This window comes from Paenibacillus sp. E222, assembly GCF_013401555.1.
Lineage (GTDB): Bacteria > Bacillota > Bacilli > Paenibacillales > Paenibacillaceae > Paenibacillus.
This window is the reverse complement of sequence record NZ_CP058552.1, coordinates 4517011-4538863: the sequence shown is the minus strand read 5'-3', so window position 1 is coordinate 4538863 and position 21853 is coordinate 4517011. Positions and strand designations below refer to the sequence as shown.

Below are 21853 nucleotides of genomic sequence, written 5' to 3'. Positions count from 1 at the left end.
GCCTTCACCCCCTATATGAGAAAAGCACCACCATCGTCTTCGAACACAAGTATACACTTGTGAAATGGAGACTGAGGTGGTGCCTGATCGAATCAGTGACACTCCTTATTTAGCTGTATTGTAACGAATCATGTAATCGTTGTCAAATAAATAATACGTGTAACTCAAAATAAGTATTGAATACATGACAATCCCACTGGTTTACATCCTTTTACACGATTTTGCTTCAATGTGTACATGTACAGTTTTCACGTCATGTGCAGCACTCAGCAATTCTTCTACGCCCCCTACCTTTAAATGGAAAAAAGCAGGGAATCAAGCCCCGCCAATAGTAATGTTTTTAATCCAGCCTTCTGGTGCCGGGAGAACTCCCATCTGGATACCAGTAAGAGTTTCAAGCAGTTTCTTTGAAATAGGCCCCATTTCGGACATCCCACTTGGGAAATAAATTTCTTTACCATGGTCATCTATTTTACCGACAGGAGAAATAACAGCTGCTGTTCCACACAAACCACATTCTGCAAAATCTTTTACCTCTTCGAAAAGAACTTCCCTTTCCTCCACTTCAAGGCCAAGATATTTCTCAGCAACTACCATCAAAGAACGTCTGGTGATGGACGGAAGAATACTTTCCGACTTGGGTGTAACAACTTTATTGTCTTTGGTTATAAAGATAAAATTGGCCCCGCCTGTTTCTTCAACCTTGGTTCTGGTTGCAGCATCCAAATACATATTTTCATCAAAGCCATTTTGTTGGGCTGTTCTTAGCGCATGAAGACTCATGGCATAATTCAATCCTGCTTTGATATGTCCTGTACCATATGGCGCAGCACGATCATAATCACTAACACAGAGGGTAAGGGGCTTAGCTCCTCCTTTAAAATAAGGACCTACTGGTGTAGTAAACACTCTAAACTGATACTCTTCAGAAGGTTTAATCCCAATTACAGGGCCACTTCCGAATAGAGAAGGCCGTATGTATAGTGTGGCACCAGAGCCATACGGTGGTACATATGATGCATTTGCTTTTACGGTCTCGACAATAGCATCTATAAACCTATCCTTTGGAAAGGGCTGCATATGAAGTCTTGTGGCGGAATCCTCCATGCGCTGTGCATTTAAATCGGGACGAAAAATTGCAATTTGTCCGTCTTGGGTGGTGTAGGCTTTTAAACCTTCAAAACATGTCTGCGCATATTGAAGAACGCCTGCCGATTCGTTGAGGACTACATTGGTATCCTCTGTTAAAATTCCATCATCCCATTTTCCGTCTATAAAATTTGACACATATCGTTTCTCAGTCTTTCTGTAATTGAATCCGAGGTTACTCCAGTCCAAGTTTTGCTTTTCCATTTTGTCACCATACCTTTATTTTATCGAATAATGTAATCTCTTCTCAATTCATAATAAATTCAAAATAATATTAAGTATAGAGCAGTTTTATAAAAATCGAAATAAAAATTACTGTTTGCTCACCAGATGTCCTTATTCGAACATTCTTAGATAAAACAGTTTTTCTAGCTATTTTACATAATTGTTAATTTATACTCCAACGAGTAAAATGTTGTACACTTAGCTTACTTCATCAAATTTCTAAACCATTGCCTCTTCTCGCAAATCATGCTCCATGAAGAGAATATCACGTTTCATTTCTTTCATGCCCTGTCTTGAAACCCAGAGTCATATTCTATAATCCCCCCGGCTAACGATTCATGTTCTTGTCCTACGGTTTAACATCAATATATAAAAAAGCCGCAGTTACGCGGCTTTTAAGTAATGTGATAATTTTTGTGTCCCTCGACATCAACCGTCCTTTTGGAACAATCTTATTTCGAGTTCACTTGTATTCAAAAGAAAAATGATTTACCTTAAAATATAATTCCGATAATTATAGCAGATAAAACGCTTACAAGTGTGGCTCCATATAACAGCTTCAATCCAAAACGTGCAACAATATTCCCCTGTTTTTCATTCAGCCCTTTTACTGCACCCACGATAGTACCAATGGACCCAAAGTTAGCAAATGAGATTAGAAAAACGGAAACAATGGCAGTAGTACGCCCGCTTAAACCGTCTTGAATCTTAACAAAGTCAAGCATCGCAACAAATTCATTCGCAACCAGCTTCGTTGCCATAATACTCCCCGCATGAACCGCTTCATGCCATGGCACTCCGATCATAAAGGCAATTGGTGCAAAGACATACCCTAGAACTCCTTGAAACGAGATACCAAATATGCCGCTGAAGACCCCGTTAATTAAAGCAATGATTCCAACAAAACCAACTAACATTACTCCCACTACAATGGCTACTTTAAAGCCGTCCATAATATATTCGCCCAGCATTTCAAAAAACGTTTGTTTGCCCTCTTCCTGAACTTCAACAATATCTTCTTTAGCTGTAACTTCATACGGGTTAATGATGGATGCAATGATAAAGCCGCCAAATAGGTTTAATATTAATGCAGCTACTACATATTTAGGTTCCAGCATCGTCATATATGAACCAACAATGGACATCGATACCGTCGACATTGCAGATGCACATAATGTATACAAGCGATGTTTTGGCAATAATCCAAGTTGATTTTTCACAGAAATAAATACTTCATTTTGTCCTACAATTGCGGCTGCAACCGCATTATAAGATTCCAATTTTCCCATGCCATTTACTTTACTTAGCACCAGACCAATATACTTGATAATGAACGGCAGTATTTTGTAATGTTGCAGGATTCCTATTAATGCTGACATGAAGACAATTGGCATCAACACAAACAGGAAAAAGGTATGAGCTCCTTCATTGGCAATCCCACCAAAAACAAAGTTCGTTCCTTCGTTGGCATATCCGAGTAATTTCGAAAAACTATCGGCAAACCCTTTGATTAAGAATTCGCCTATACTCGTTTTTAGTATAATTAATCCCAAAGCTAACTGAATAACAATCATTATGATGATTGGACGATATTTGATTTTCCGCTTATTATTACTCGCAAGCCAGGCCAATAATAGAACAATAACCAGACCAACAACAGAAATTAGATAATGCATAATTAACCCTCCAAATTATCGATACTTTTTTTGCAATCCTCATATCGATTTGCATCTTTCCACATTAACGCTTGTTCCAAAATAATCGCCAATAGACTTCCGCAAATTAACCCATTATTCAAAATGGCTATTACAATCGGAGATAAATGGCTCGTAGCGGATGTAGGAATAAACATTAAACCCACACCAACTAGAAGAGAAACTCCGCTAACAATACATGTTCGTTCTTCATGCAGAACCTTCTTCAATTCCTTCAGCGATAATCCAACCATCTTCACAAAGATGACGAATGTAACGGCATAACCTATAGGCGCTGGGATACCGGATATTACGTTCATTATTGGCGGAAACAAGGATACAGAGATGACTAAGATGCATCCAATTAAAAACGATTTCTGTTCCCTCATTCCTGTTTGTTCAACATATCCCGCCGCTCCTGAAATAGGCACTGAACCAATCGCTCCGAAACTGCCACCAATAAAATGGGTAATGCCAGAAGCAAATCCGGCACGCAAATAACGGTTATAATCCAATTTCTTTTGTTTCATAACGGTCTCCATCAACCGAATAGACGCAAGCGCATTGGTTATTAATAATAGTGTTAATAGAAAGGCAGTTGTGGCTGTCCCGCTATCAAATCTTGGACTTCCAAAAGGAAATATTTGGGGCAGTTTAAATAGCGTATCCGCCGGTGAAATCACCGGCATCTTGTCGCATATGATAAACAATAAGCAGCCTATCGATATACTGATTATTACTGAAAATTGGCGCAGCAAAACAAAGCGACTGTTCCCTAACCCAAAGGTAATGCAAATCACAATCACACTCAGCACGAACACTTTAACATCTAACAAGGTGTGGCTTGACGTGATCCCCATCATACCTTTCATAAAAGAACCGCTTAATTGAAAGATCAATAAGAGCAAATATATAAAAGTGACCGTTGGCGTAAATAGACGAGCGATTTTATCCATTAGCTTAAATGCTGAGATTAGGATAAATAAAACTCCACTACAGATCATTCCCGCGCTTAAAGCTTGCAGGGCAGCAATACTCGAAGAATACAATCCCCCCACTAAACTTGCGTAAATGGTGAAAATGCTCCACCATAATCCTGCTGGACCTTCATGAATAGGGAATTTATGGCCGATGACGCCTTGTAAAAATCCAGCTATTCCTAAAGTAATCAGTGTGCTCTGGATGAGTCCAGAAGCCTCCAAAGGTGTTAGGTTATATAAATCTGCGATAGCAATTGGCGCAGCAATTGCACCTGCGATCATAAACATCATCCACTGCAATCCAGATAGTATTTCCTTCATTTCTTACTCACTCTCTTTTCTTGCACCCGTACTCGTATTGATAGATTAGCTCTCAATGGCTGTGTTAAGAGCGATTTCGACCATTTCATAAAATGATTGTTCACTTTCTTGATGAGTTAAGTGCTCCTGTGTTAACAGTTGACTGCCTACTGTCAAAATGGATAGCGCTCTCACACCATATTTAGCGGCTAACGTATATAAGGCTGTGCTTTCCATTTCAACTCCTAATACACCAAAATCCATAAACTTGTGAAGTCGATCTAAGCTCTCACGGTAGAATTCATCGGAGTTATAGATATTGCCGACAAAGACATTTACTTGTTTAGCTTGTGCTTGTTGATACGCTTTCATTAACAATGAGAAATCTGCTGTAGGTGCATAATTACAGCCATGGAAGATCTTATCCGTCATATTACTATCCGAAGACACGGATTGGGCTATTATAATATCGCGGATATTAATGTTTTTCTGCATCGCGCCACATGTACCAATACGAATCAATTTCTTCACTTCATAATCGACGATTAATTCTGTTGCATAGATACTCATCGATGGATTTCCCATCCCTGTCCCTTGAACCGATACGCGTTTCCCCTCGTATAATCCGGTGTACCCGTACATTCCTCTTACTTCGTTATAACAATTGGCCTCATCTAGAAAGTGTTCTGCTACAAATTTTGCACGCAAAGGATCTCCCGGAAGCAAAACGATGTCCGCTATATCTCCTTTTTTTGCGCCTAAATGCCTACTCATATTTCTGCCTCCTACTTTCAATGTTGAACCCGTCTTACCGAAATCTCTTCCGTTGTCTTCAGAAAATCAGTTCGGAAAGTACATTGAGCATAAGATTTTTCAGCATAACAAACTAGACCAAAATCTTACGGAGGATACGGGAAATAATTGATCAAATTATAAAAGCAGTTCTTTACGAATATTGTCCAGATCTCTTTTAGACGGGATCGTAGAAATAATAACAACAGGCACGGTCTGCAATGTTACCGGGATATTACTAATGACAAAATCAATCTGATGTTTCTGCATCATTTCGTCGGAGAGCCCTTTCATTATGGAAGTATTGATGATCAGCTGATCCCCAATTTCCTTCTTGATCAAATCCGCTATGTAATGACGAATTGAAAATTCTTCTCCAATCACCAAGAAGGCCCTTTTTCTTTTATAACGTAAACTTGAACGAACAATTAAGGTTAGCTTGGTTAAATGAAAATGATTATACAAGACGGCAGGATAAGCTTTACTCCACGTTTGCATGCAAGTTTGCAGTTCTTGATAAAGCTGCTGGCATTCCTTTTGAACGTACGCCGTTAAATTACTTTTTGATATCATCATCCATTCAGGAATTGCATTATCGATTAATAACTTGTCAAAGAATGCGTATATCTCCAATAGAAATCGTTCTTCCATCTCCAAGTTAGGGTATACTTTGGCTAGTAGCCTTAGAAGCAGATTACCCATTTGATATTCTTCTTTGTCCTTATGCAATTCAACTTCTTTCATCGGCGTTATTTCTGATCCTTCATAATAATGATATTGGCTGAGACTGACCAGGGATTGCATAAAGTAAATTTCACTATGGGGAAAATCAATGGAAAGCTTATCTCCAAGACTCTTGGCGAGGGTCTTCACGGGCATATAAAACATTCCCTTTTCCCAGGGGTAAGCACTTTCGTCGATTTTTAAGCATTTCCCTTTAGCTACTCTTTCCACAACAATGGCCAACAAAAAAGACAATCTCCGTTTGGAATTGATAAAATACACAATATTTTTCTCATTCTCTGTATTCGTAATTAATTGATTGATATATGCAAAATCGACATTCGCAAAAGGCCATCCTGTGAACTCATACGCATCACAATATAACTTCCAATAGAAATATCGAATATTCATTTCATTCCCTTTAATTGTCGGGGTTGAATACGTAATGCGTAACTTATACGCTTTTAGGTCATTATTATTTAATTGTACAATCAGTTTCTTCAACGATGAGGTACTCATAAACATAACTCCGGCTAGCTCCTCCACGGACAGTCGATCCATATTCGTGAACAATACATTCATCAGTCGATAAAAAATGGTTTGTCTGAACATCGTAGAAATGACTTCACTCATCGTCTCACTTCGTCCATCACGCCGAAGAACGATTCCCTTTCCTCTAGAAACTTCTATGGTAACCGTAGGGGGTAATTGCTTGCTGATTTCTTCAACCATCTTACGTATGGTTTTATCTGAGATACCTAGACTCTTTTCAACTTCGGCCAAAGTAAACCATCTTTGTTCTGTATCAAGCAGCGTTAATAGTTGACTGGCTAATGTAAATCCCTTATCCATTTCCCCACCCTGTTTCAATTTAATTGGATTGTCATCATGTTTTTTTGATAAAGAGTTTTTTTGATAAAGAAAAGTCGATTCCTCCATAAGGAAAGAATCGGCTTTTTAATGTGTTTAAATACGATCTATAATAAACCAGTGTGAATAAGCTTAAACTATCCCACTCATTAGTTCAATCCAACAGTAGCAGACTTCCCCCCCTTCTCGGTAAGAAGGGGAAAAGTCTGCTACTGGTATGCATAGCGTTAAATCTACTATCAAACTAAATATCTATTTTGAAGCGTAGTTCTTTCTTGCTCCGTGATGCCAAGTCCCTCGTGAAGATATTTTTCGAAAGAACCATAGTTCTCATCAATGGCTTCAAGTGCAGCCTGTATAAAGGCTGCTTTCATCATATCCGGAATATTGCCCTCTAATTCAGGCATCTGGTCCATATACACTTTGTTAGTATCCGACAGGAAGCGCTGCATAAGCCCGTCCACCGCTAGATTCGTTAGCTCGTAGTCTTCAATAACTACCTCCCGAGGTACGCCCAAGGTAAGAAGGATAACTGCACATACTACACCTGTCCGATCTTTACCTGCGGCGCAGTGGAACAAGGAGGTGCTGCGGCCTTCTTTTAATAGCTCCTGAAGGATAAGCGAACATTTTTCCGTATTTAAAATCATAGCTTTATAGCCTACGTTTAAGTCAAACGCAATCTTCTGCATTTCTTCCGGGTTTGCTTCTGCCATAAAAGGAATGTTCGAGTTCATTGCTTTTCCGATTACAGGGCTTGGACGACTCGCCACTTCGAATTCGCTACGCAGATCACAAATCCAATCTATGCCGAGAGCTTCAGCAGTCTGAAGATCCTGGTCACCGAGCTCATGCAGATCAGCAGAACGCAGCAGCATGCCCCATCGGGTAGTTCGTCCATCTTCTGTGTGATATCCGCCCATATCACGGAAATTAATAATGCCATCCGTATAAATCATACGATCTTGTATCGTAGACACAGAACCGTCCTTGAACTTCACGTGATAATAGCTGCGGCCTGGCGATAGTGTTCTTGTGAAAGTTGCTCCAATGGGCTCTATACGTACCTCCAGCAACGTACTGCTCAGTTCATCGAATTCCGGATGATTGGAATGGTAGATCGCCTCTGCTTTTACATTCTCTGCTGTATTCCAAGCAAGGGTAAATACGTTATTATCGCTGTATTTTGCCTGTACTAGTGGACCTTGTAAAAGTGGTTTAGATGTTGACATCATATTTCCTCCTCGTAGAGCTTTCGCTTCTGTGATGATATTTCAACTTAGTTCTGTCGTATTTTGAGTTTCATTTTATAGCGGTTTGCCACGAATTCAACACTGAATACCATAACAAAAACGACCAAGCCCACAAACAAAGCGGCTGCGAAATTGTATGATTTCATCGCATGAGTCATTTCATATCCGATACCGCCCGCACCAACTGCGCCTAGAATAGTAGATTCAGCGATACCTCCTTCCAGCTGCAGCACACACCAGGCAATGAAAGCTGTTTTTACTGTAGGTAAAATGCCTTGCATGACAATTTGCAGCCAGCTCGCACCAGTAGACTGCATAGCTTCGAGCACGCCTTTGTCCATTTCTTCAAGTGACTGGGCAAACACCTTAACAAGCATGCCTGATGCAGAAACGGCAATCGCAAGAACACCAGGAAGCGGACCAAGACCGACGGACACGATAAATATAAGGGCCCACACGATCGTAGGAATCGCCCGAAGCAGAGATGCAGCGCTTAGGATGATCCAGGCGATCATTGGATGTGGCGTCAAATTGCTCGCAGCTAAAAAGGACAGAAAGAAAGCGACGACAATTCCAAGCACCGATCCGATAATGGCAACTTGCAACGATTCTATAGCAGCAAGCAAAACATGGCGCCAAGCCGAGACATCAGGAGGAAACATGGTACCCATGTAACCGCCAAGCTTCGTAAAGCCTTGTGCGATTTTGGAATAGTCGAAATGAAGCTGAACAAGACTGAACACAAACAGAACGGCGATAAGCGGGAGCCCAATCATAACCAGCTTGTTTTTTTTCGGCTTAGGCGGTTCTGCCATTGAAGTGAGCACAGTAAAGGACGGTTTAAAATCATTCATTTGCATACTCATATAATTCGCTCCCTTACGCGATTGGTGATCATTTCAACGATGAGGACGATAACGAGCACGAGTAGAACCGCCATGCTTGCTTCTTGGTACTGGAACAATTTCAATTTCGATTGCAAAATAAATCCGAGACCTCCACCTCCAACCATTCCGACAATCGTAGAGGCGCGTACGTTGATTTCAAAGTTGTACAGGCTCCAGCCGATAAATCCGGGTAAAAATTGAGGAACTACAGCTTGAGACAACACTTGAAAATAACTCCCACCAGCTGCCCGAACTGCTTCCACCTGCCCCATGTCAATCTCTTCAAGCACCTCGGCAAAGGAACGAGTCAGCATACCGATTGAGATTAGAATCAGGGACATCGTGCCAACAACTGCACCCAATCCGAATGCTGCCACCAGCAAAATGGTCCAGATGAGTACCGGAATATTCCGAAACAGCGAGGTAGCTGCTCGAACACCTATTTGCAGGTAAGGATGAGGACTTGTTGTTGCCGCTGCAAGAAAAGACAACATCCCCGCGATAACCGATCCAATTACCATCGCGACCACACTCATATAAAGGGTCTGCAAGGCAGGTTCAATGAGCTGGGAAAGCGATGAAAAATCAGGTGGAAGAAAATCGAAAAATATAAAACGGAAGCTTTCACCTATCCCTGAAAACAGGGCACCAAACGAAAATTCTGCACCTATTGAAGACCAAATAATGAGACCCAGTAACACAATAAAAAACAATATCGTCTGAGTACGTTTCATTTTTCGGGCGGATTGTATCTGTACCGCATTCATGTCAGGCTGTCTCCTTCACTTTGGGACTGGTCTGGTTGTAGATTAGCCGGATCATATCGTCCGTAAGCTCTTCGGGTGTTCCGTCAAATACCTTCGTCCCCTTATGGATACCAATAATACGAGTAGCGTATTTCTTGGCGATATCCACCTGATGCAAATTGCATAGGCAGGCAATCCCTTCCTCTTTGCAGATCGTATACAAATAATGCATAATCGTCTCCGAGGAAGCAGGGTCCAGACTCGCTATGGGTTCATCCGCCAGAATCAAATCCGGTTTTTGGGAGAGAGCCCGGGCTATGCCCACCCTCTGCTGCTGACCACCACTAAGCTCATCTGCCCGCTTGTACATCTGCTCAAATAGGCCGACACGCTGCAGCATCCCCTTTGCGGCCTCCGTATCTGCTTTGGAGTATAAGCCCAGGGCTCCCTTAAATGCATTCATGTATCCTAATCGGCCATGAAGTACGTTTTTAAGAACGGACACACGAGTAACAAGATTGTATCCCTGAAAAATCATGCCCATGTGGCGACGCAGTTCACGCAGCTTTTTGCCTTTGATTCCTACGGTTTCACGGCCTTTAAACTGGATCTTTCCGTTGGTTGGTTCGATCATGCGGTTCAGGCTGCGCAGCAGCGTACTCTTCCCCGCACCGCTTGGTCCAATAACAACGACGAACTCACCTTGGTTGATCTGCAGGTTTATGTTATCGAGCGCTTTTGTTCCGTCGGGATATACTTTAGATAACCCTTCCACTTGTAAAAGTGTCATACTAAAATCCTCCTTATCTCTCATTTCTGAACTCTACTTTCTCAGCAGCTCCTCAGGAGACATATCGAGATCTTTGGCAACCTGTCGAATCGGATCAAAGTCACTATCACTTCCTTCTACAAAACGGGCGGCCCCCACACTTTCCAAGAAACTAGGATTTTTCGTGTGATATTCCAGCATAAGCTCACGCAGTTGTTTAACTAATTCCTCTGGCAAGTCTTGACGATATAGTAATGGTGCTCCTCCAACGATAGGGTCGGATTCAGCAATGACACGGAAATCTTCCTCTTTTACCAGTCCCGATTCTGCCATCATTGGCAGCATGAGACTCGATGTACCGATTGCGTCAGTACTGCCGTTAGCCAGTGCAAGCAGCGATTTGTCATGTCCACCTGAGAACGCTACACTGCCAAAAAAGGAATCCAATTCTTTATTCGATAAACCAAGCTCTTTCATCAGTGTGGCACGTGGATACAAATTTCCCGATGTTGATGCCGGATCTGCAAACAAGAAATCCTTTCCTTTAAGATCTTTTACGCTTTGATAAGGGGAGTCATTACGGACAAGGATTACGGTATTGGATTGCTGATCACTCTCAGACCGAACGAGCAGTTTCGCATTGGCGCGTTCCGTAGCGATGATGTACCCGAATGGTCCGATTAGTCCGATTTCGATCTTGCCTGCACGCAGGGCTTCAATAACCATGTTATAATCTTCAGCTACAAATATTTCAGCAGGGATACCGGTTGCTTCGGTAATATCTTTTGCAAGTTGTTCCTGTGAACGGTTCATCTCGCCTTCTTCGCTTGGCATAATTCCGATTCGAATCACTTCCGGCATTCCAGCCTCACCTTCGCTTGAATTTGCGGTGGTTCCACAACCAGACAGGATGACAAGCATGAGCACAAGAGAAAAAATCAAACCTAGATGACCTTTGCGTTTATTCGTTTCCAACATGTGAGCCTCCTAAAATCGATGTTTTGATTTATCGGTACACAAGTAGGATACAAGTTGAATGTAAGAAGAATGTGTCACAATATCAGGAAATTTGTAAAATGTTCAGATAGGTTGCAGCCCCTCTTCATGTACTGTTACTATGGAATAGCACAGATTAGTTTTAAGAAGACTGGTAAAGTGAATCTACGTCAGGATAGAAGGGAAATACATATATGAAAACAAACTCGCTGGCAGATACAGCTTATCTGCTTCTTCGTGAACGAATGGTTAGCGGCGAGCTAATGCCGGGAACATTGCTTTCAGAGAATGAACTGGCAGAAGAATTTCAAATGAGCCGAACACCCGTCCGTCATGCTATAGCCCGTCTTGAATCGGAAGGATATATTGTTGCGCTCAAAAATCGTGGAGTGCTCGTCAAGGAAGTGAGCGTAATTGAATTTCTTGATCTCAATGAACAAATTCAATCGATGCTCTTTTACTGTTTTCAGGCAATGAAAGATGAGAAAAGAGACATTAATGTCAATCTCGAATCACTTTCTGTCCATGTGGAATTACAACGGGTCGCAGAACAAAATAATGACTATGCCTCTTATATAGAGCATCATTTTTTATTTATGCGAGAAATTCTAGCATCACTCGGAAACGGCGTAATGCTCAGTACATTTGATTCCTTTAAAGATAAGCTGTGTATGTATGCCATCGTACGTTTCAAGCTTACTCCTCATATCAAACATTATAGTGCCATTGGGATTAATAGGGATACGCTGAAGGCATTGTCGAATCAGGATTATGACTCCGCACAGGAAGTTGTGCTATCGCTCACACGTCTTTCCAGAGAACGAATGCTCACATCTGGTCATTTTTAATAACTGTGGGAGACGTATAGAAGGGGCCGAGATGACATTTTATGGTAAACCATAATGTCATCTTGGCCCCTTTTCATTTTTTGCATGCAGTAACGAGCTTTCACTAAGGCTGAGTTTAGTCCGACCCGTTCTATCTGGGGTCACTTTGCCGGTCGTGGGATCAATAGGCGGATAATCATTTCATTGACGATAACCAGAGACGGTTGTTGGAGCGCAATACAAGCGAATTAAATATCGCCTTCTTTATATCGTCTCATTAATTTTGATCAATAATTTCTTTAATACTTGCCTCTCTTCGTCGGTAAGGACTTGGACGATTTCTTCCTCCACCTTTTGGAAAGAGTCTTGGAAGTCTTCAATCAGTTCAACCGCTTTTGGCAGTACGTATATGTTTTTTTGTCGTTCATTATTGGCAGGGATTTTACGCTCGATTAACCCTTTTTGCTCTAGAGCTTGAAGCATACTTGTAATGCTGGGCCGACTTAGATGAAACCGATCTGCGAGATCCATTTGAATAATATGACTATTTTGGTTTTCGTAAATATAATCGATTACTTTCCCTTGTTGAGCGTTTAAGCCCAGCTCTTTTATACTCTCGTCCGCTCTTTTCTTTAACTTAAGACCGATAATCTGAAATAAATCCAGATAAGGTGTTTCCTTTCGGGATTTCATAATCGTCCCCCCAGTGATTGTTAGGAATCTAATTGTAAGTAAATAAACTATACAGCGATCCTATTGGCTTGTCAAAAAAACATTAGCTTGTTGACAGTTAGAAAGCTAACAGTTATGATTCGAATTGTTCACAAACAAACACTTGGGAGGATTTCAAATGGAGAAGGTAACTCAAAATGCTGCGTTAGAACAAGTTACGGCGATTACAAATGTACGTATCTTTGATGGAGAGCAAATCATTGCGCCCAGACATGTCGTCATTAAAGGGGAGTCTATCGTTTCAGTCGGTGGAGACCTTCCGGATGATGCAACGATTATCGATGGAGAAAATGCGACTTTAATGCCTGGTCTGATTGATGCGCATGTCCACACTTCCATCGGCGGTTTACGAGATGCTCTAAAATTCGGCGTTACCACTGAACTCGAAATGAACGGTGATTTTACTAAACGAGGGCGCGAAATTCAATTGAAAAACGTGAATGACATCGCAGATGTCCGTTCTGCTGGCACAGCGATCACCGCTCCGGGCGGACATCCGGATGAATTACTTCCGGATGGAGATGAAATACCTGAATTTGTATTAAAGGAACTAGAGAAGTTATCGGAAGAAGATCGCGAAGCAATGTTAGCTGCATACGCTCACGATCACGATGAAATACCGCAAGTGACAACAGTCGAAGAAGCGATTAAACATGTCCATACCCAAGTAGAGAATGGGGCCGACTATATTAAGATCATGATTGAAGAAGGAACAGTCATGGGTGCACCTGGCCTGCCTGTATTAAGCGATGAGATTCTAAAAACAGCCGTGACCGAAGCCCACAAGTTCGAGAAGCTGGTCATCGCCCACGTCTTGACGGCCCTTTCATCGCAACAAGCCATTGATTTTGGGGTCGACGGTTTGGGCCACTTGTTTATCGACAGACCGGAGTACACCTCCGAGTTAGTGAAATCCATAGCTGGTTCAGGCGCTTTTGTTACACCGTGCTTGGTGTTGAATTCATCGATTATCGGAAATCCGGCATCCGACTTGGCCAATGATCCCCGTGTTCATTCCAAATTAAGCCCAGACTGGATCGATATTTTGAACTCAAGCTTCAATACGTTCCCTCAGGGCAATATGGAGAACAGCTTTCAGAATGTGATGGACCTTCACCGAGCCGGTGTTGATATTCTGGTAGGGACGGATGTCGCGCCAGTTCCCGTTCCAAACCTTGGCGGCCTTGCTCATGGGGCAAGTGTCCACCATGAAATGCAGCTGCTGGTCAAGGCTGGGTTCACTCCGATCGAAGCTCTTCAGTCGGCCACTTCGAAACCGGCCCGTTGCTTTGGTCTTCACGATCGCGGCCGTATTACCGAAGGTGCGCGTGCTGATCTTATTCTCGTAGAAGGTGATCCAACCACTGATATCTCGGATACCTTGTCGATCAAATCCGTGTGGTTTAATGGTTCGCAGCAACCAGGTTAATCTGATTCAACCTACTTTCATAATAAAACTAAAACTCCGTGCTTTGGCACGGAGTTTTAGTTAATTTAATTGCTTTATGGAATCTTTCCCAATTATAACTGTAAGGTACGATACAATATCACTGCTGTTTCAGCACGGATCTACGGTTAAGTGAAAGGACACGGGGTCCCATTTCACTTCTCTGGGTATGGTTCAATCATGCGAATGGTGCCATCCGGGTTGTACGTCAACTCGGCAAATTTTACGCAGCGCTTGTAATCGATGCCGCCGGAAAGGGAGCAGTCGTGATAAAACAAATACCACTTCTCCCGGAATTGTACAATCGAATGATGCGTTGTCCAGCCCATGACCGGAGGCAAAATCGTGCCTTGGAATGTAAACGGCCCCATGGGATTGTCACCGATGGCGTACACCAGCTTGTGCGTCGTTCCTGTGGAGTAAGACAGATAATATTTCCCGTTATACTTGTGCATCCATGGTCCTTCAAAATATCTGCGATCCTCGTCCCCAGCGGTCAGCGGCTGCCCTTCCTGATCCACGATGGATATCTCCAACGCCTCCGACGCCATTGAGAGCATATCTTCACTCAGCTTCGCAACTCTTGGTCCGATCGCCGGAGCAGAAAATGCCATCATGATCCCGAGCCGGGAAAAACAAATAATAGGTGCCTTTTCTATACGCAGCATCCGGGGCCCACATCTGACTGGACGCCCAAGGGACATCCTTCACATGCAGCGCTTCGCCATGATCCGTCACGGGTGAATCTATATCCGCCATAGACAGCACATGATAATCCTCCATCTTGTACTGATCTCCGTTGTCATTCACCGGACCGTCGTGATCCAGATCATGGGATGGATAAATATAAATGCGATCCTCGAACACATGCGCTGAAGGATCAGCAGTGAATATATGCGTAACTAAAGGTTGATGCGGTTTAGGCAATTCGCTCATACAAATAGCTCCTTCCAAAAGATATGCAGCCTCGGACAGTTCTTCGAGACTGCTAGGGGTTAAACGATATTAATCCGTTCACCTCACTTGGGTACAGCGATTCGCGCAACGCGCTGATAGGCTTCCTTCGGACGATGCAGCTCATCGAACAGGAATGGCCAGTTTTTACGCCCTCGGACAGGGAAATTATCGAGCCAGGTGTAATCATCGGCAGCCCCCCAGAAGGTCACAGCGCTAATATGTTCCTTATATTCGTGGAGAAGGCGGAAGATAGATTCGTATCGCTCAGCTTGCAATTCCAGCATTTCTTGCGATGGCTGAACGAGATCTGTACGCCTGTCTTCAAAGCGAAATACCGACACATCCAGTTCGGTGAGTTGAAGCTGCAGGCCAAGCTGCGCATACCGCTCAATCGCGGCGCGTATATCTTCCAGGGACGGATCATACAGATTCCAGTGTGCCTGCAGACCAACGCCATGAATCGGCACGCCTTGATCGAGTAATGAACGAACAAGCCGATAGATGCGTTCCCGCTTATGCGGATCAGATTCGTTATAATCGTTATAGAATAACAGCGCCTGCGGATCTGCTTCATGGGCGAATTCGAACGCTTTGGCAATAAAATCCTCTCCGGCGATATCCAGCCATTTGGATGGGCGCAGGAATGCGTTTTCGTCATCCGCATCATCGGATATAACCTCGTTTACAACATCCCAAGCATAGATAACGTCCTTATATCTGCCAACGACGGTTTGAATGTGAGCCTTCAATCGCTCCAGCAATACACTTCGCTCCACCTGTCCCCCAGTTTCATTCTCGAACAGCCAATCCGGAGTCTGGTTGTGCCAGACCAGCGTGTGACCGCGCAGCGCCATGCCCTGCTCTCTGGCAAAAGAAGCGATGATATCCGCATCCTCAAACGTATACCGTTCCTGCTGTGGATGCACACTGGAGAATTTCATTTCATTTTCTGCCGTCAGGCTGTTGAAGTGATAGGCAAGCAATGAACGCTGGCTTTCAATCGTCTTCGGATTCACCGCTGCTCCAATGTGGAACGCATCCTTGTACAATTCCTTCAGTGGTGCCTCTTCTCGAAACGAACTCATGATTTCCCTCCTCTGAATTCCCTTTTTCGCATCGTTTATTAGCGACTGAATCAGACTGAGTACTCGAACCAATCAAAATACGCAGGTGTGCTGCTTGCCTGACCATTGCCGGTAGCATATAGTCCGACCACCGATCCGGTAAAGCACATTTTGTGTACAAAATCCTCCGGAGATATGGCACGTGCCGAGCCTGCACACAAGAATGTCCAGTCCTGTCCATCCTCAGAATATATCAATCTGTATTCCTTCTCTGTCGATTCAATTCGAAGCCATAACTGCTCCGTCCCAATCTCGCGCTCATGCACCATGTTCGACTCTCCTCGCACCGTTAAGCGAGCAAAGAGTACGTTTCGCCCATCCAACCTGCTTATGCCAAGCTCATAGTGTGCATCCTCATCCCGTCGAACGCACAGTCCCGCTTCTTCTCCATCCGCAACCGGCATGAATGTCAGACAGGTCGTAAAGCTGGCATGAATATGCTGCTGCCTGCGGCCAACAAACGTAATCTGACCTACGTCTCCAAGCCCTCCTGCCTGACCATACAGCGTTAGGAAACCTGGTTTTTCCGTAAGCGAGCATGTCCCTTCTGAAGGGTTGCGCACAAACATCCATTGCGGCCCAAGTTCTCCGTCGAATTCGTCCCTTCCGACAACGATGGCTGTATGACTCTGGGACAAAGAAGGTGATGCCATTGGCAAACGCTGGACCTTCATATCCAGACTCACTATTCCTTCATTGTTATCAATGTGGGGCCACCCATCGTTCCAGACGACCGGTGCGAGAAAGGTTTCACGTCCAAGCACGCTATACCCGTCCTCCGTCAAACGCACGCCAAGGAAAACGGCCCACCAGTCTCCTTGATGATCCTCCACCAGATCGGCATGACCCAAATACTGAATGGGATGATCCAGATGGCGATGGGTCAGGATGGGCTCAGGATAGCGTTCGAACGGACCATAAGGTCGATCGCTTCGACCGATGATCTCACGATGCTCCTTCGCCGTCCCGCCTGAAGCAGACATCATATAATACAACCCATTGATTTTGTATAGATGCGGTCCTTCGGTCCATGGCCCTCCATCCCCATGCCAGACAACTTGTGGTTCAGAGAGCGCCTCACCTGTGGTGATGTCAATCTCGTACTGGATGGCATGAGAATCGTAATCGGCGCCTTGTTGAGCGGTCACGTATACTTTGCCGTCGTCGTCAAAAAACAGAGAAGGGTCGATTCCACCAAATGGAATGCGAATTGGATCGGACCAGGGGCCTGCAGGGTCGGTTGCCGTCACGTAGAAATTGCCGATGCCTCTCACATCTGTCGTAATCATATAAAATGTACCTTTATGGTAACGCAGTGCAGGAGCATAAATCCCGTCCGAGCTTTTCTGTCCGGTCAAATCCAGCTGGCTGACCCGGTCCAATACATTACCAATCTGCTCCCAGTGAATCAGATCCCGGCTCCGAAAGATCGGCACTCCGGGAAAGTACTCAAATGAACTGCATATGAGGTAAAAATATTCTTCCGCCTTCACGATGCTGGGATCCGGATAAAATCCGGGAAGAATCGGATTGGCATAACGGATCAGTTGTGATTGAATCTGTGACATCTATTCCTTCACACTCCCTACATTTAGTCCAACGACAAAGTATTTTTGCATAAACGGATACACCAGCAAGATCGGAACAGAAGCGACAATTGTAACAGCAGCACGAATGGAAATTGGCGTTACCTGTGTTGAATGCTCCACCCCCACACCGTTGGCAACGGAAGGATTACTGTTGGCGTTCATACTGGAAGACAACAGCTTCATCAGTTCGTATTGCAATGTGCTGAGCTCTTGACGTGATGACGTGTACAGAAATGCATCGAACCAGGAATTCCACGCGCCGACCGCGACAAAGAGCGCAATAGTCGCCAGCACAGGTTTGCACAGTGGAAAAATAATTCTCCAGAAAATTCTGAAATCTCCTGCTCCGTCGATTTTGGCTGATTCAATCAAGCTTTCGGGGATCGTGTATATATAAGTACGAATGACGATCAGGTTAAACGCACTAATCAATGAAGGCAGGACATACACCCAGAAGGAATTAATCAAATGCAGATCCTTCATCAGGAAGTACCCCGGAATTAGCCCTGCATTGAAATACATCGTCAGCACAAAAATGGTCGTAATCAGCTTGCGGAAAATATAATCACGCCGACTCAGCGTGTAAGCCAGCATGGTGGTCAAGAAAATGTTCAGAATGGTAGATAGTACTGTACGTGCAACGGAAACCAAAAATGCGTTATAGATTGTGCCTGATGCAAATACGGCTTTGTAATTCTGCATGGTGAAATCGCGGGGCCACAAATATAAGCCTCCTCGAATGGTGTCATTCCCTGCATTAAACGAAACCACAATCGTGTTCAAAAATGGATACAACGTCACAATTACCAACAGAACCATGAAGATCGTGTTAAAGGTATTGAACAGAAACGGTTCAATGCCTCTGCCACCCGGGCGGCGAACGGAAAGCGCCGCTGTATTTCCTAAACCAGACAATGGTGTTTTTTTCGTCATTATAACAGCCTCTCTTCCCCAAGCCGCTTGGCGGTCCAATTCGCTACAAGTAACATTGTAATGCTGACCACGGTCTTGAATATTCCGCCTGCAGTTGCGAGCGAATAGTTGCCCTGTGCAATCCCGTATTTGAGCACGAAGATATCAATCGTTTCTGCCCAGTCAACAACCAACCCGTTACCCAGCAAATACTGAACCTCGAAGCCAGCTTCTAGAATATGTCCAATCGACATAATCAACAGGATGACAATGGTAGGCTTGATTCCTGGCAAGGTGACATTCCACATTTTTTGATATCGATTGGCTCCATCAATATCGGCAGCTTCATACTGTGCCGGATCAATAGAGGCCATGGCCGCCAAATAAATAATGGTGCTCCATCCGACTTCTTTCCAAATATGAGAACTTGCAACAACGCCCCAGAAATACTTCCCTTCCGTCAGCCACAAGATCGGCTCGTTGATTAAGTGCAGTTTCATGAGGATATCGTTGATAATGCCGTCAGAAGCAAGCGATGTCGCTACGATGCCGGTAACGATAATCCATGATAAGAAGTGAGGAAGATAAGAGATGGTTTGTACCGTCCGCTTCCACATGATCTTCTTGATCTCATTGAGTAACAAGGCCAAAACGATGGCTGTAACGAAACCTAAAATCATGTTGATGATACTCATGGCAAGCGTATTGCGAAGCACGCGCAAGAAATTGTCATCAGTGAACAAAAATTGAAAATGCTTGAACCCTACCCACGTTTGTTGCGAGAAACTTCTGGCCGGTTTGTAATCCTGAAAGGCCATCGTCCAACCCCAGACAGGTACATAAGCAAAGATGATAATGTACGCAAGCAGAGGAACCGACATCCATATGAGCTGTCTCTGTGCTTTGATATTTTGCCAAGTAATCCGCCTAATTTTCGGTTTTTTCTTCGGGCGGAGCGGCTTGGTACCCACTACAATTTCCTCCATAATATCAGGCTCCTATCCATCTTTATATTGAAAGGAATAACGTCCAGCGATATGTTCTTCAAAAAATCAGGAAGGAAGGTATCCTTCCTTCCTGACAGCAATTTCTTACTTTACAGACCAGTTATCGATTCTCCACTGCAATACTTCATTGATACGATCTTCATACGTTTTGATATCCAGCTTTTGAATTTCGGAAACGTATTCGCTCCATACACTGTCGAATTCAGACGTGTTAGCCAAAATCGCTTTCGGCAAATATTTGGTTGACAACTCGTTCAACTTCGTATTGGCAATCTTGGCTGGAGATCCCTCTACCACATCGACAGACCAAGCAGGGTAAGTCACCGGATTCTCTGGTGGAGCACTGAAGAAATCGACATAGCTTTTGAAACCGTAGGCGTCCAAAACTTCCTTATCAAACGGTCTCAAGCTGGCTTGATATTCTTCCGGCTGATTGCTTGCTGAAGTCGCGTTGCCATCGCTGAAGTAACCTTCCATCTTCGGTGCGGTTCCATAGAAAGCATCTGCTTTATTGGCCAGTTTCCAGGCAGCATCTGCTGCATTGTCGCGCTGCTCTTGTGTCTTCATGAAGCGGCCTTCTTCATTGACATAATAGTCTTCATCCACAATGCCCCAAGTGAGTGTTTTCTGCCATTCTTCCTCCATCAGTTTGTCGAGCACTTTGAGGATTTTTACAGGGTCTTTGGCACTCACGGTAATACCGAAACCATTGTTGAGATTCAGTGCTGCGCGGTCACGATAATAGTCTTTGGTGCTGCTGTCATACACAAGCGGGAAACCTACATAAGTGCGTTCAATTTTGTCTTGCGTTATAAGTGAATCTTCCGCGCTTTGGAAATTCCAGTGTTGATCGAACATGCCGAGTACGGCCCCACTGGACAATTTGGCCATATATTGGTCGTAGTTCTGTGCAAACGCTTCCTTATCAAGCAAGCCTTGGGCATTGATTTCATTTAGCTTCTGATAGTATTTTTTGGCATAATCCTTGTCTGCAAAGATCTCTGCCTTGCCATCGTTGACGACCACTCCACCATCATTCGGATGACCGATCAAATGCTGCGGCGGGTTCAGCAAGCCCCAGTTTTTCCAATCATAGTTCAATACCTCGAAACCGACTGTCGGTTTGCCGTCAATAGTTGGATACTTTTCCTTGTATTTCGCGATCAAGTCAAAGTATTCGTCCAGTGTTTTTGGCGTCGGATAACCGAACTCTTTCAACACGGCTTTTTGAATCCAAAAGGCAGGTCCGCTGTAGTAAGTATCCGCCACTTCGCCGTTGTATGCGCCGTAGTTTGGCAGGTAGTAAATGTGTCCATCGTTAGGGTCCTTCATCTGATTCCAGTACTTCTCATAGTGCTTCTTCAGATTAGGCGCATGCTCCTCGATCAGGTCTTCCAACGGAATGACCGAGCCGGCTGCTGTCAGCTTGGTATCCGCAGAGATGAGATCCGGATAATCTCCTCCTGCAATCATGACGCCGAGCTTCTGGTTTTTGTCGCCGGCCAAAAATTCAAATTTGAATGTAACGCCAAGCTCATCTTTGATTTTTTTGTAAATTTTGTTGTCAGCAGTTGGCTGTTGTCCGGCCTCGTTCAGGAATACCGAGATTTCTAACGGATTGTCAGCCCCCACCTCACTACCTTTACTGCTCTCTTCTCCGCTGCCTGAATTGCCACTTGAGCAACCTGCTAGCACAACGCTCAACGACAATAACAACGTTGCCCCCATACGGAAGAATGATTTTTTGTTGTCCCCCATAAAGCACCTCCAAAGTTTGGTCTTACTGCATGAAAGCCCTTTCATTTGAATAATTTAATTATAAATTTACATCTACATGGAAACTATATTCGAATTATAGCTCTTTCCGAGAAAAG

General features: G+C 43.9%; 18 protein-coding genes and 1 pseudogene. 2 read left to right on the top strand and 17 right to left on the bottom strand.

Annotated elements, in window-relative coordinates; genetic code table 11:
- Positions 1–315: 315 nt before the first annotated feature.
- From HW560_RS20495 to HW560_RS20450, 10 genes are all read right to left on the bottom strand, one after another.
- Positions 316–1353 (bottom strand): branched-chain amino acid aminotransferase, encoded by a 1038-nt coding sequence (locus tag HW560_RS20495; RefSeq protein ID WP_090899125.1) that lies wholly within the window; start codon positions 1351–1353, stop codon positions 316–318.
- A gap of 515 nt (positions 1354–1868) precedes the next feature.
- Positions 1869–3050 (bottom strand): NupC/NupG family nucleoside CNT transporter, encoded by a 1182-nt coding sequence (locus HW560_RS20490; RefSeq protein WP_090899127.1) that lies wholly within the window; start codon positions 3048–3050, stop codon positions 1869–1871.
- A 2-nt stretch (positions 3051–3052) separates the two neighbouring features.
- The gene (locus HW560_RS20485) at positions 3053–4369 is read right to left on the bottom strand and encodes a purine/pyrimidine permease (protein ID WP_179264500.1); all 1317 of its coding nucleotides are present in this window, start codon (positions 4367–4369) and stop codon (positions 3053–3055) included.
- A gap of 45 nt (positions 4370–4414) precedes the next feature.
- Entirely contained in the window at positions 4415–5122 is a 708-nt protein-coding gene (deoD, locus tag HW560_RS20480; RefSeq protein ID WP_090899132.1) for a purine-nucleoside phosphorylase, read from the bottom strand.
- Between the two features lie 156 nt (positions 5123–5278).
- Positions 5279–6802: an AcpB/EbpR/MafR family transcriptional regulator gene (locus tag HW560_RS20475; RefSeq protein WP_257031386.1), complete on the bottom strand. Its 1524-nt coding sequence runs from the start codon at positions 6800–6802 to the stop codon at positions 5279–5281.
- Positions 6803–6972: 170 nt separating this feature from the next.
- On the bottom strand, positions 6973–7968 hold the full coding sequence (locus HW560_RS20470) for a tyrosine-protein phosphatase (RefSeq protein ID WP_179264498.1): 996 nt from the start codon (positions 7966–7968) through the stop codon (positions 6973–6975).
- Positions 7969–8012: 44 nt separating this feature from the next.
- Positions 8013–8852 carry a phosphonate ABC transporter, permease protein PhnE gene (gene phnE / locus HW560_RS20465; protein ID WP_179264496.1) on the bottom strand — a complete coding sequence of 280 codons (840 nt, stop codon included), beginning with the start codon at positions 8850–8852 and terminating at the stop codon, positions 8013–8015.
- Positions 8849–9640, bottom strand: coding sequence for a phosphonate ABC transporter, permease protein PhnE (gene phnE, locus HW560_RS20460; protein WP_179264494.1), 792 nt, complete (start codon positions 9638–9640; stop codon positions 8849–8851). The genes phnE (HW560_RS20465) and phnE (HW560_RS20460) overlap by 4 nt, the downstream gene beginning before the upstream one ends.
- 1 nt (position 9641) lies before the next feature.
- Complete coding sequence (gene phnC / locus HW560_RS20455; protein ID WP_179264492.1) at positions 9642–10409, bottom strand: phosphonate ABC transporter ATP-binding protein; 768 nt, start codon at positions 10407–10409, stop codon at positions 9642–9644.
- Between the two features lie 33 nt (positions 10410–10442).
- Entirely contained in the window at positions 10443–11366 is a 924-nt protein-coding gene (locus HW560_RS20450; RefSeq protein WP_179264490.1) for a phosphate/phosphite/phosphonate ABC transporter substrate-binding protein, read from the bottom strand.
- Between the two features lie 212 nt (positions 11367–11578).
- On the opposite strand from HW560_RS20450, the gene HW560_RS20445 reads away from it, so the two are divergent.
- Complete coding sequence (locus HW560_RS20445) at positions 11579–12232, top strand: GntR family transcriptional regulator (RefSeq protein ID WP_090899149.1); 654 nt, start codon at positions 11579–11581, stop codon at positions 12230–12232.
- 243 nt (positions 12233–12475) lie between these two features.
- Here the strand turns inward: HW560_RS20445 and HW560_RS20440 are convergent, their stop codons facing one another.
- Positions 12476–12904, bottom strand: coding sequence for a MarR family winged helix-turn-helix transcriptional regulator (locus HW560_RS20440; protein WP_090899152.1), 429 nt, complete (start codon positions 12902–12904; stop codon positions 12476–12478).
- Between the two features lie 157 nt (positions 12905–13061).
- Between HW560_RS20440 and HW560_RS20435 the strand changes: the two genes are divergently transcribed.
- Positions 13062–14372, top strand: a complete 1311-nt coding sequence (locus HW560_RS20435; protein ID WP_179264489.1) for an amidohydrolase family protein — start codon at positions 13062–13064, stop codon at positions 14370–14372.
- A gap of 173 nt (positions 14373–14545) precedes the next feature.
- Here HW560_RS20435 and HW560_RS20430 read toward each other — a convergent pair.
- The 6 genes and pseudogenes from HW560_RS20430 to HW560_RS20405 form a co-directional block, all read right to left on the bottom strand.
- Positions 14546–15326, bottom strand: a pseudogene (locus HW560_RS20430) (family 43 glycosylhydrolase).
- Between the two features lie 83 nt (positions 15327–15409).
- Complete coding sequence (locus tag HW560_RS20425) at positions 15410–16432, bottom strand: endo-1,4-beta-xylanase (RefSeq protein WP_179264487.1); 1023 nt, start codon at positions 16430–16432, stop codon at positions 15410–15412.
- A 50-nt stretch (positions 16433–16482) separates the two neighbouring features.
- A complete protein-coding gene (locus HW560_RS20420) occupies positions 16483–18039 on the bottom strand; it encodes a glycoside hydrolase family 43 protein (RefSeq protein ID WP_090899161.1) in 1557 nt (518 codons plus the stop codon).
- Entirely contained in the window at positions 18040–18993 is a 954-nt protein-coding gene (locus HW560_RS20415; protein ID WP_090899164.1) for a carbohydrate ABC transporter permease, read from the bottom strand. It lies immediately after the preceding gene.
- The gene (locus HW560_RS20410; protein ID WP_090899167.1) at positions 18993–19958 is read right to left on the bottom strand and encodes an ABC transporter permease; all 966 of its coding nucleotides are present in this window, start codon (positions 19956–19958) and stop codon (positions 18993–18995) included. Before HW560_RS20410 ends, HW560_RS20415 begins: the two co-directional genes overlap by 1 nt.
- A 105-nt stretch (positions 19959–20063) precedes the next feature.
- Positions 20064–21737, bottom strand: coding sequence for a type 2 periplasmic-binding domain-containing protein (locus HW560_RS20405; RefSeq protein WP_090899169.1), 1674 nt, complete (start codon positions 21735–21737; stop codon positions 20064–20066).
- Positions 21738–21853: the final 116 nt, after the last annotated feature.